Below are 11,432 nucleotides of genomic sequence, written 5' to 3'. Positions count from 1 at the left end.
CTCTTGGTCTCACAACATGCGTCCGCGCAGCGAGCGAGACGCGAGCGATGCACGAATCAACACGGCTGACTGACACCGGTGAACAACATGCGGCGCGTGCCGGCAGCCAGGACATGGCTGGGCAGCGGCCGGCCAAGGAACTCCTGCATACGACGCGAGGCCTCGCAGATGATCTCAACATCCACGCCGGTTTCGATGCCCATCTCGTCGCACAGGTTCACCAAGTCCTCGGTGCTGACGTTGCCGGTGGACACCTTAGTCGTCGGGCAACCCCCTAATCCGCCGAGCGACGACTCAAAGGTGGTCACACCGACGTCCATCGCCGCCAGCGCGTTAGCCAACCCCAGGCCGCGCGTATCATGCAGATGTAATGCAAAGGCGCAATCCGGCAGACGCGCGCGCAGCTCGCCCAGCAGTCGGCGGACGGTGCGCGGATTGGCCAAGCCCACCGTGTCGGCAATACAAATGTCGCGCAGGCCCAACGCCGCATACGCCTCGGCCAGGGCGATGACGCGCGCTTCCGGCACTTCGCCCTCAAAGGGGCAACCGAACGCCACGGAGACGGCCGGCTCGACGTGGATGCCGATCGGCGCGCACATCGCAACCACTTCGCGCAGCGCAGCCAGGGATTGGGCCACGCTCATGTTCATGTTCTTTTGGTTGTAGGTCTCGCTGGCACAAACCACGAAGCGCACCGCATCCACGCCGGCAGCGATCGCGCGCTGCGCGCCCTTCACGTTCAGGATCAGCGCGCAGTAGCGCACGCCGGGGCGCCGCCGGATGCGCTGCATCACGGCGTCGCTGTCGGCCATCTGCGGAATGACTTTGGGATTGACGAAGGACGTGGCTTCGATAGCCGGCACACCGGATGACGAGAGCAAATCAATGATCTCCACTTTGAGGTCGGTCGGGATGAACTCCCGCTCCATCTGAAACCCGTCGCGGGGGCCGACTTCCACTAGGGTGACGCGCGTTGGGACGTTCATGGGATTAAAATGGTCGGGGCGTCTCGCCCAGCTCGATGCTCATCCATTTCAGCTCGGTGAAATGCGCGACGGAGTATTTGCCGCCGCTGCGCCCGATGCCGCTCATGCCGTAGCCGCCAATCGGCGCGAGCGCATCGCTCCAAAATGAGTGCGTGCCGACGTGAACCGAACCGGCGCGAATGCGCCGCGCCGCCGTGAGGCCGCGCCGCAGGTCGTTCGTGAGCACGCCGGCGCTCAAGCCGTATGCGCTGTCGTTGGCGAGGGCGATCGCCTCGTCCAGATCGGCAGCGCCGACGACGCTCACCACCGGCCCAAACGTCTCCTCGCACCAGGCCGGGCCAGCGCGTGGCGGCTCGAAGAGCACAGTCGGACGGTAGGTGTTGCCGTGATGGATGCTCCCGCCACACAGCAGCGTCGCGCCGCGCGCCCGGGCGTCTTGCACGTGCGCATGCACCTTTTGAACGGCGCGCGTATGGATCAGCGGGCCGTAGGCCGTGCGCGCGTCGCGTAGGTCGCCCAAGTACAACGTTTCGGCCTTGCGCGCCAATGCCTCGGCGAACGACCGGGCAATGGGTTGCTCGACGATCACGCGCGCGCTGCTCATACAAATCTGGCCGGCGTGATAGAACGCGCCTACGGCGGCGACCTCAGCAGCCTGCGTCACATCCACATCGCGCAGCACAACCAAGGGATTTTTGCCGCCCAGTTCGAGCTGCAGGCGCTTCATGTGCGGCGCTGCCAGCGCGGCGATGCGCGCGCCGACGGCAGTGGAGCCGGTGAAGGCAACGCCGCGCGCGTCGGGGTGTTTCACCAACGGCGCGCCGCATTCTTCGCCATAGCCGGTGATCACGTTGAAGACGCCCGCCGGCAGGCCGGCCTGATGCAACACGCGCGCCAGCGCGATCGCCACCAGCGGCGTCTCCTCGCTGGGCTTGGCGACGACCGTGTTGCCGGCGGCCAGCGGGAAGGCGATCATCTTCACCAGCAGCGCCAACGGCGCGTTGAACGGGGAGATGACGGCCACGACGCCCAGCGGTTCGCGCACCACCAACGACAGACGATGCGGGCGATCGTTGGGGAAGGTGTCGCCGTAGAGGCGGCGCGCTTCGCCGGCCGCGGCGCGCAGCACAGCCGCGCTGTATTGCACTTCGTAACGCGCCTTGGTGATCGTCGAGCCGCTCTCGTCAATCACCAGCTCAAGCAGGCGCGGCGCGGCCGTCTCGACGGCATCGGCGCAGCGCAGCAGGATGCGCTCGCGCTCGCCGGGAGGCAAACCCGCCCAAGCGGCGAACGCCGCGCGCGCGGCCTCAACCGCCGCGTTCACGTCGTCCAAGCCGGCGCGGGCGGCATAGCCCAGCACGTCGCCGCTCTCCGGCGCGACGCTGGGGAATGCCTCGCCCGTCCTCGCGGCGACTTCGCGGCCGCCGATGAACAGCCCGTAGCGACTCATGGGGACTACTGCTCCGTCCAATGCAAGACGCCAAACATGACGTAGGCCAGCCGATTGCTCTGATGCACCATCCACACGTTAGCCAACGTGTAACGCTCATCCAACAGGAACTCGCGCCCCTCAATCCGCAGCGGCGCGCTGGCGAAATGTTGCGAGATGAAAAGCGCGCGCCCGTAAGCCAGCCCGTTGCCGAACACGTCGGGGCCGTGAAAGGTGTGCCGGTTGACCTCGCGGGCGCGATGGAAGGTGTAACGCCGGCTTAGGCCGGTCTCGACCGGCGCTTCGACCTCGACAGTCTGCGCGGCCGTCAGCAGGCTGGTGGGCGCGTATGTGATGCGCACGTGGGCATCGCCGGCGCGCGTCTGATCGGCGCGATAGACGTGCATGTTCCCCTCAAACCTGCCGTGGCGCTTGGCGGGCAGCACATGCGGTTGTGGGCCGTTGACGCGCTCGCGCTCGCAAAATGCGTCTATCTCGGCGCGCGTGGCCGGGTTGGTGTGGTAATCATGCGCCACCCGATACAGCCCGTTGAAGACGTATTTGAGCGTCGGCCCTTCGTAAAGCAACGAGGAATACACCTGCGTCTGCCCATCGTCCAGCACCCAGTTCAGCGTATTCAGGTCGCAGCACCAAAATGGGGAGTAGTAGCGCGAGTTGACCAAGCTGCCATACGGCTGGCCGCTGCCGTAGAAATCCGGCCCCAGGTAAACGCGATCCCGGTCGCCGTCGCTCACGCCGAACTTGAAGCCGTCGGGCGTCGCCAAGCGATGGAAGTCCACCGACGGCAAATCGTGGAAGCGCGTGTGCATGATGTAAGTCGTCGCGCCGGTCGCTGGATCGAAGATGCTTTGGCGATCCACCTTGTTGTAACCCAAATGATTGCCTTCGCGGTCGAACGTGCTCGGATAACCGTGCCATTCACCGCTGATGCGCTTTTGGAACTCGCTGGGCTGAGACATGGGCAGCAATGGTGTCGTCAGGATTCGACTTGTGGGTTGCGCAGCACTTCGATGAGCCGCAGGTTCATCGCTCTGCCGAGCAACCGTTCGATCTGGCTCCATACCGGATCCACTTCGTAGCTGAAGATGGCGCGACGATTTGCGCGGTCACGTTCGGCCAACTGCGCTGGCGTCATGGCGATCGGCGCGCGAATGCCGTTTTCGACCAAGCTAAACCAGTGGCGCAGGTATGCCTCGATGTGCGGCGCGCATTGGGCATAGGCTTCCTCCGTCGCGCGGTAGGCCAACATCCACGGCGACATCAGGGCATACTGCCGCGGCGAGAGGCTGGCCGGCATCAACCCTGCGATTTGCTTCGCCTGCTCGAAGCTTGCCGTCAGCGGCATGAAGACTTCATTCATGTAAGCCAGATTCGCCCCCAAGTCCACGCGGGGGATCAGGTCCAGATGGAAGGCGAAGCTCGGCCCGGCCAGCACGCTATCCAGCGTGAAATGCGGCACGGCGCTCTCCGGCGGCGTGAAGGCGAAGAACATGTGCGAGTCCAGCCCGATAGGCGGCACGGTGATGCCGATGTACACCACCTTGCGCACGCGCTCCGCACCATCGGCGGCGCTCTCCGGCGGCGGGGCGAACAGTCGGCACGCGCCGACCGGCTGCGGCGCCATCAGGCTGGTCAGCGCGATGAACGGATCGCCGATCTCGCGCAAAGCGAACCGCCGGACGATCTTGTCCAGCGTCTCATGGCTTAGTTGTTGGGCGAGTGACATGGGTGTCGGGTGTGCATGGTTGCGCGTTCGTCGGTGTTAGGCGTCGTGCGGCTTGATGGTGGGCGCCTCCTTCATCACCCACGCCGCGGCCAGTTCGGGCACCTCGCGCCGCGCCGGCGAGGGAATGACGACGGCTTTGATGTTGGCGTATTCCGCCTGAATCAGGTGCGCATCTATGCCCCAGCCGCGGGCGATGGCTTCGTCGCACAGGCGGCGGAAGGCACAAAAGAGGAGCGTTTCCGGCGCAGGCTGACCTTCCACCTCAGGGCGCAGCCGCTCCAGTGCCGCCATCACGCGCCGGCGCGCGACTTCAGCGTTGGTCTGACTTGACCGCCGCGCCACCATCCAACGGGTGGTGGTCGTCTCAGGGTTCACCGGAACGTGCGCCATCATCATGTGATCGTCGCCGGCGCGGTAGAGCGTGATGCAGGGCATGTGAAAGGCCACCAAGGCCTCGCAGGATAAGGCGGGCACGCGCCGCCGCGTTAAGCCAAGCCAGCCGCGCACAAGGTAAGGCGGCGGAGTCAACACGGCCGTCAGGCGCGCCCCCCAGGGCGTTTCAGCGGCGTGCAGCGCGCTGAGCTGTGGCGCTTCAGGCGCAAATTCGCCATCCAGCGCCAGCATAGCGATGGGCGGCTGGACTAGGTGAGCGATCACGCGCTCGTAGGGCGCACGCCAGGTGATCGCCCCGCTCAAAATCATCGCCGCGCCGGCATCTTGGAGCGTCGGCATCGGCGGACGCTCGGCGGCGGGGATGTCGCCGAGGAAAGCCCACACCCATCCCATCTGCTCGACCGTCGGATAGGCGTCCACGCGCGCTTTGCGCGGCACAGGGGCACCGGGCGGATTGGCAGGGATGCGCACACAGGCGCCATCGGCGCGAAACTCCCATCCATGATAGGGACACACGATGCGATCCTCCTGCGTCCAGCCGTCGCTCAGCGCACCGCCCCGATGTACGCACAAATCGCTCAGCACATTCGCGCGGCCATCGGGCAAGCGATACAAAACAAACTCTTCCTGAAGCGCCGTCACGCGCATCGGCTTACGGCTGACTTCCTTACTGAAGGCCAGCGGCCACCAAAAGTTCTTGAGCATTTCATCTCACCTCGCTTATTTCGTGCGCCATTCCACGGACGCATCGTTGGATAACGCGCGCAGACGCGCAGACGCAGCAGCATCGCCGCAGGCCGCCGACAGGATGAATGCGCCGATCACCTCGGCCATGCGCGCGCGCATGGCCGACTCATCGCCCTCCGGCGGCCAATCGAGGAAGCTGCGTCCGGCCGTCTCGTCGAGCGGATGTGCCAGGGTGAAATGATTGGCGCCGCGCCAGATCACCAGATGGCGATCGCCGCGCGCGCCGGCGATGCCCTCATCAAACGTGCGGCGCACAGGCGCAACGGGATCACCCGCCTGGCCGTAACGCGCCCCGCTGGCGGCGATCACGCCATCGCGCCCGCCGCCCATCAGCAACAACGGCAGGTCGGACGCGCAGGCCAGCACCGTCCCCGGCGCAAAGCCCAGCATCGTCGCCGCCATGGTGTGGCCGGCGTAGCTGAAGCCGGCGACCACGTGGGGGAAGTAGCGCGGGTTAGCGTTGTGCAGCGCAACCGTGCCGCCGGCCGAATGGCCGCCCAGCACCACGCGATCCAGCGCCAACCCACCCTGCAACGGCCCAGAGCGATCCAGCCGTTCCAACTCGTCCAGCATCGGCGCGATGGCCGGCGCTGTCGGCGCGCTGCCGTAGGTTTGCGGCGTCACCCGCGTCAGGTCTAGCCCGTTGGTCAGGCCGATCACGCCGGGCAGGGTCTCGCCCACCCAGTTGAACAACACGACGACGATGCCTTGCCGCGCCAGCGCGATCGCCAACCAGGCATACGACTCGGCCCCGATGTTGATGCCGTTGAAGAAGATCACCACCGGCATCCGCCCGCGCGCCAGATCGGCCGGGAGGACGCCGGTCATGCGCTCCGCTGCGCCGCCGGTCGGCGCGGCCGGATAGAACACCTTGAGGTGCAAGGTGTCGAACGGCGCCGGCGCGCCTTCAGCTCTGACGGCCGTGTAGAGCGAGCGAATCATCGGCGCAACATTCCTCAAGTGAGCCGGTGGGCGAAGGCGGCGCCCTCGCCCACCCCCTGCCCTGGCCTCCCCCTCAAGCAGCCATGCTTTCCAAACGCGCAGCATCCTGGCGCAACGCCAGCCGATAGGGCGACGGGATTTCGATGTCGTCCTGCGCTTTGCCGCGCGGATACAGCCCCCAGCCTCGGTCGAAGAAGCGCTGCCGGGTCTTGCGGAATGCGATCTGAATCGCATCGCTGCGCACGTGCAATTCGGCGCCCAAGTCATAGGGCAGAATCTCCGGGCGCTGCGCCTCGACCACTTTCTGGTCTTGCTTAAAAATCTTGATCACGCGCTGGTGCATGTTGCCATCGGCCCAACTGCCCTTGAAGAAGGTGCGCAGGCCGATATATTTGCTCACCGTCTTCATATCATCCACCGGCACGTGGGCGTTGTAGATCATCAGGGTGCCCATCGGCAGATGCACTTCCAGGATGGAGATATTCGGCATCCACCAGCCGACGACGGTCCTCACCACCGTATCGCGCTTCTTGCTGGTGTAGATGCGGCTCCACAGACCTTTAGCCGGCGTGGGCTTGAGATGGATCGTCGCCATGGCGCTGGTCTCGGTAGATTCGACTTGGTAATCCTCAATTTCTGGTTCGTCCGGGTTGCCGAACGCGCCGCCGTGCACAAACGGCGTGTGCGCGGCATCCACGCCGTTCTCCAACGCACGAGCGTAATGCACGTTCCACTCGAAGTTGCCATGCACGACCTTGTAAGTGGCGGTGTCCTCGATGTAAGGCAAGTGGGGAATCGGGATGCGTTCAGACTCCGGCAGGTCGCCGAAGAAGACGAAGCACCAGCCGTAGCGGTCCTGCGTCGGATAGGCCAGCGCATACGTTTCGCCCGCCGAACCATCGGATGCGTAGCGCCGGCCGTTTTGGGCGACCAGGTCGTCGCCTTCGACGCGCACCGCGCCCAACGGCCGGCGCGCGGCCATATCCAGGTCGCGCATGATCACCGCTTGACCATTGGTTTGGCGATAGGCCCAGAACGCTTTGCCCATCACGCGCAACGGCTTCGGTTCGCGCGTGATGGCTTCGCTGAATTCGATTGGCCACCAAAAGTTTTTCAGCATGTCACTCTCCCTCCACAACAGCGCTTAGCCGGATCACCGCCACGCGCTGCAAGCGTTCCGCTTCGATCACGCGATGGATGCCCACCAACGTGCGCGTCGCGGCGTCTAACACTTCGAGCATCGAGATATGCGCGCCATCGGCCAGCGCGCCTTCCAACTCGAACGACGGCCCCACCCGCCGGGCCACGGCATCCAGGCCAAACCCGGCGACGCGCAGATCGTCGCCGCAGGCCGTCCACTCCACCGGCCAATCGTCCTCGCGCCAACCGTTCGCGTGATAGCAGCGCGCGAGCGGTTCCTCGCCCAGGCAGTCACCATCGGCATCAAAGCGCGTCCGCGCGCCGCGCCATTCGTGCGCCAACGATTCCGGACGGGCCGCGAGATCGAGCGAGGGATAGCCCGCCGGCTCGTCTATGGGCGTCAGCGCCTGCCCGACGCCGATGATGTGCGCCACGCACGCGCCGGCGCGGAAGAATCGCCCACCGGTCAACTGCCGTCGCGGGGTCACCATCACGGACCACGAAACGAAGTTGTGGCCGAAGCGGGGCCAAACGCCGCGGCCGGTCATCGCGTCGCTGCCCCAGCGCACCGCGGCGCCCACCACGTCCGGCCCCAGATAGCGACGCACCCGGCCTTCGAGCGCGAGATCAAAGACCCATTCGCCGGCGAAGGCCGCCATGGGATGCTGCGCCAACATGGCGTCCGGCCGACAGCGCTGCGTCACGCGGATGCGCGATTCAGCGAGGCGCTCCAGCTCGCGCTGCTGGTAATTCACGCCGACAAGCGCGCCGAGGTCGTCAAAGACATACTCGGTCACCCGCCAGCGGCCCAGAAAAGCGTCGCCCGCCATCGCTCATCCTCCAGGGTTGAACGCGAGCACGCCGAACTCGCTGCCGATGCGCTCCCCGCCGCGATACCAATGCCGCAGCAGCACCTTGCGCGTCCCGTCCAGCGTGACGACTTCGCGGCGCCAGGCGCGCAACTGAACCGGCAGATGATGGAAATAGCCGTGAGAAGCGCGTCCGCCGGCCAGGCCGCAACTGCCGGCGACCTCACCATCAGGCATCGTCCAGGCCTGCCAGCCGTTGGTTTTCAGACAGAACTCACGATGCGCCGGGTCAAAATACCCACCCGTCATCGCGACGCGGCCATCGGCGGAGAATGATTCGCAATAGGCCACCCGGCCGATGAGGCGACGCTGCGCATCCAATGTAACCAGCTCTCCCTGCCAGACGCCTCGGCGATGCAGGAGCATCACCGAACGGCCGGCCGTGGGGTCATCGGCCAGGTCAAGCGACGTGCCGCACACCAGCTCCGGCAATCCCGCCTCGCCGACCACGCGCCGGTTCTGGCCGACCACGACATAGACCAGTTGATCGCCGCGCGACATCAGGGCAAGGGACGCCTGGGTATCGCCGTCGGGCAACACGGCCAGCAGGAAGCGCTGGCTCAGACCCAGCGCCGGCCAGTAGGCATGCGCATCCACCACACCCTCGCACAGCGTCTCGGCATAGCCGACGTTGACCGGCCCCTCGTAAATGCGATGATCGCCGCAATCGCGGATGAAGTAGTGGCCGCTGACTTTGAACGGACCGATGAACGCGACATCAACGCGCGTGCGACAATCGTCCACCCGCTGGACGCGGCGCATATCCATGCCGTTCCCCACGAAGCGGCCGTCGCCGGCGAACACCTCAGCGTTGCCGATCCACTGGCCGAAGAGTGAAAGCGTCATCGGTTCGAGCGTCTCATTTTGCGCTTCCTGCTTCAGTGCGCGATCAATTTCACCGTTTCGCGCTGACATGGCGTCTCGCGCATCACAGCGCCCCAGTCGGTCTCTTCGGCGCGCGGGCTGAGATAGCGCCCCTCGCACCAGAAGGTCATGCCGCTCTCGGCGAACGGAAAGGGCGAGAGCGCGTAGGCGTCGCCGACGGGCGTGATCGTGATGTCTCTGTCTTCATCCGGTCCGGCCGGCACATGCGTCAGCGTCACCGACGACCGCTGGGTCGCATGGGTGGTGTTGAAGTAGAGGGCGAGCATGTCGAAGAACTGCAGCAGCTTGTAGCAACGGAACAGGAAGGCATCGCTCGCCCATTCGGCCGTCTCGGGATTGCTGCGCAGTTGCGCCTTCAGCGACGCTTGGCGCTCCAACTCGCCCTGCAACATGCGCCGCGCGTCCGCTTGGTATTCCGGCGGTATCCGGTTGATGACGATCGTGTCGCTCAGGCCGTATCGGCCGTGATATAGGCCATAGGTGTGCATCGAGGAGAGCAGCCCGCAGAACGGATGGCGACGCTGGTTGAAGTCGGGTGAGCCGGCGCCGGTGCGCAGCAGGTCGGGCATGGGCGTTTGCGTCAGGTGATAAGGCAGACCTGTGCGCGGGTCGTGCTTCGGCGCAGCGTCTACCGCAGCCCACCCCTCGTCGTGATGCGCCGTCACATATGTCATCAGTTCGCGCGGCTGCGGCGCAGCAAACTGCCGATTGCCAAATGCACGCGCAAATTGCCCGCTGAATCGCGCGTGATCGACCTGGGTGATCACGAAGTGCGGCGAACCGGGGGGAGCAGACTGGACGATCATGGCTTGCGTGGACGGACTTTGGCCTAGCCGACTCGGACGAAGTCCTGTATCTGAAAGACGGTTGTCTTGCCGTCGCGCATTTTGTGCGTGATGATCCGACGCGTGTTGGGGTCGAGGAAGTAATGGTTGTTAAAGACGATGGACTGGGTGACGGCGCTGTCAATGATGAAGTTGTAGTTGTAGGGCGTAAGTTCGGTGCCGACGACTTTGATCAGCGCGTTCTCCGCATAGCAGTTCTTGCCCACAACGCGGAAGTCGCTGTCATACACCTGCCGGCCGACGCCGTAGAGGTTCTCAAAATCCTCGTGTAGATGCCATGTGTCCTCGGCTGTCCAGTACACGTCCATGTGTACGGCCGTGGACTCGATGAATACACCGTCTGGGCCGAAGGTCTTGCATAAGCCTTCCCAACGCCCCATAAAGCATTGATAGGGCTTGAGTTGCGGTGTGCCGTAGTCTCGCATAGTCACGTTTAGTTCATGAGCAATTGATTTGGTATTTCATGCGGTCACCGCGATAGCGCGCCCTCAAAAATTCAATCGGCGTGCCGTCGCGCGCCACGATCAGCCGCTCGATGGACAGCATCGGCGTGCCGCGCTTGACGCGCAGCAGCTTGGCCTCTGGCTCGCCAGCCGCGACGGCTTCGATAGAGCGCTCAATGCAGTGATCGCCCATCTGCGGCAGCCGCTTGAGATAGTCGGTCGAGCCGCCCTTGTTCAGCGCGCTGCGGTCAATCGCTTCGGCCAGCACCTCGGGCACATACGAGACTAGGTAACCGATCGGCTCGTCGTTGGCCAAGCGTAAGCGCTGCAAGCAGTACACGCGCGCGTGGCGCGGCAGATGGAGCCGGGCGGCAATCTCAGCCGGCGCAACGATGTGACGTTCGTCAAGCACCTTCCAGCCGGGCATCAGCCCCTGCTCTAGCAAATACTGCCCAATCCCGCGATGACGCAGCGGGTCGTGTTGGAACTTGGGCTGGGCGACGAAGGTGCCTCGCCCACGCTGGCGGGTCAGCCGGCCCTCCATCACCATCTCGGCCAGCGCCTGGCGCACGGTCGTCCGGCTGAGTTTGTAGCTCTGCTGCAGCTCCTGCTCGGTCGGCACACTGTCGCCGGGCTTCCATTCGCCCTTCTCGATCTTCTCCAGCATCTGCTGCTTGAGCTGGTAGTAGAGCGGAACGGGGGAATTGCGATCAATCACCATGCCACTTTGTTGTAATGTCATGACAATACTACAATAGGGCGCCTGCCCTGTCAAGCACTCCGGCGCTGCAGGGTGCATTTCAGTTTTGGGGCAGGAGCGCACTCAAAAAGCGCGCAGATTGACCTCGCCCGCGTGAACATCCGAAGATCACGGACGTCGTCGTGGATTGACAGACCGGCATCTCAGCGAGGGACGACAAGCCGCAGGCCGCTGCGGGCATAATGCGAGGACAGTTATATCCGGGAGGTGTGCCATGAAAGAGACCAGGGCGACGACACAGCGCAA

General features: G+C 64.8%; 12 protein-coding genes. All 12 read right to left on the bottom strand.

Annotated features, from left to right (window positions below; all coding sequences use genetic code 11):
• Positions 1 to 56: 56 nt before the first annotated feature.
• The 12 genes from GXH28_RS00060 to GXH28_RS00005 all read right to left on the bottom strand — a co-directional run bounded on the left by GXH28_RS00060 (position 57) and on the right by GXH28_RS00005 (position 11,168).
• Complete coding sequence (locus GXH28_RS00060) at positions 57 to 986, bottom strand: hydroxymethylglutaryl-CoA lyase (RefSeq protein ID WP_169236958.1); 930 nt, start codon at positions 984 to 986, stop codon at positions 57 to 59.
• Positions 987 to 990: 4 nt separating this feature from the next.
• Positions 991 to 2,436, bottom strand: coding sequence for an aldehyde dehydrogenase family protein (locus GXH28_RS00055; RefSeq protein WP_169236957.1), 1,446 nt, complete (start codon positions 2,434 to 2,436; stop codon positions 991 to 993).
• A gap of 5 nt (positions 2,437 to 2,441) precedes the next feature.
• Positions 2,442 to 3,395, bottom strand: coding sequence for a hypothetical protein (locus GXH28_RS00050; protein WP_169236956.1), 954 nt, complete (start codon positions 3,393 to 3,395; stop codon positions 2,442 to 2,444).
• A 17-nt stretch (positions 3,396 to 3,412) separates the two neighbouring features.
• Positions 3,413 to 4,162 carry a hypothetical protein gene (locus tag GXH28_RS00045; RefSeq protein WP_169236955.1) on the bottom strand — a complete coding sequence of 250 codons (750 nt, stop codon included), beginning with the start codon at positions 4,160 to 4,162 and terminating at the stop codon, positions 3,413 to 3,415.
• Between the two features lie 36 nt (positions 4,163 to 4,198).
• On the bottom strand, positions 4,199 to 5,260 hold the full coding sequence (locus GXH28_RS00040) for a Rieske 2Fe-2S domain-containing protein (protein ID WP_169236954.1): 1,062 nt from the start codon (positions 5,258 to 5,260) through the stop codon (positions 4,199 to 4,201).
• A gap of 15 nt (positions 5,261 to 5,275) precedes the next feature.
• On the bottom strand, positions 5,276 to 6,244 hold the full coding sequence (locus tag GXH28_RS00035) for an alpha/beta hydrolase family protein (RefSeq protein WP_169236953.1): 969 nt from the start codon (positions 6,242 to 6,244) through the stop codon (positions 5,276 to 5,278).
• 73 nt (positions 6,245 to 6,317) lie between these two features.
• The gene (locus tag GXH28_RS00030) at positions 6,318 to 7,364 is read right to left on the bottom strand and encodes an aromatic ring-hydroxylating dioxygenase subunit alpha (protein WP_169236952.1); all 1,047 of its coding nucleotides are present in this window, start codon (positions 7,362 to 7,364) and stop codon (positions 6,318 to 6,320) included.
• A 1-nt stretch (position 7,365) separates the two neighbouring features.
• Positions 7,366 to 8,214, bottom strand: coding sequence for a hypothetical protein (locus tag GXH28_RS00025; protein ID WP_169236951.1), 849 nt, complete (start codon positions 8,212 to 8,214; stop codon positions 7,366 to 7,368).
• A gap of 3 nt (positions 8,215 to 8,217) precedes the next feature.
• Positions 8,218 to 9,099 carry a hypothetical protein gene (locus tag GXH28_RS00020; RefSeq protein ID WP_169236950.1) on the bottom strand — a complete coding sequence of 294 codons (882 nt, stop codon included), beginning with the start codon at positions 9,097 to 9,099 and terminating at the stop codon, positions 8,218 to 8,220.
• A gap of 32 nt (positions 9,100 to 9,131) precedes the next feature.
• The gene (locus GXH28_RS00015; RefSeq protein WP_169236949.1) at positions 9,132 to 9,944 is read right to left on the bottom strand and encodes a DUF3891 family protein; all 813 of its coding nucleotides are present in this window, start codon (positions 9,942 to 9,944) and stop codon (positions 9,132 to 9,134) included.
• A 23-nt stretch (positions 9,945 to 9,967) separates the two neighbouring features.
• Positions 9,968 to 10,408, bottom strand: coding sequence for a hypothetical protein (locus tag GXH28_RS00010; RefSeq protein WP_169237216.1), 441 nt, complete (start codon positions 10,406 to 10,408; stop codon positions 9,968 to 9,970).
• A 13-nt stretch (positions 10,409 to 10,421) separates the two neighbouring features.
• Positions 10,422 to 11,168 carry a GntR family transcriptional regulator gene (locus GXH28_RS00005; protein WP_169236948.1) on the bottom strand — a complete coding sequence of 249 codons (747 nt, stop codon included), beginning with the start codon at positions 11,166 to 11,168 and terminating at the stop codon, positions 10,422 to 10,424.
• Positions 11,169 to 11,432 lie beyond the last annotated feature (264 nt).

Origin of the sequence: Candidatus Roseilinea sp. NK_OTU-006 (genome assembly GCF_012931985.1) — a bacterium.
GTDB lineage: Bacteria > Chloroflexota > Anaerolineae > J036 > Brachytrichaceae > JAAFGM01.
Note: the sequence above shows the minus strand (reverse complement) of the source record. Positions and strands in the feature narration are given on the sequence as shown.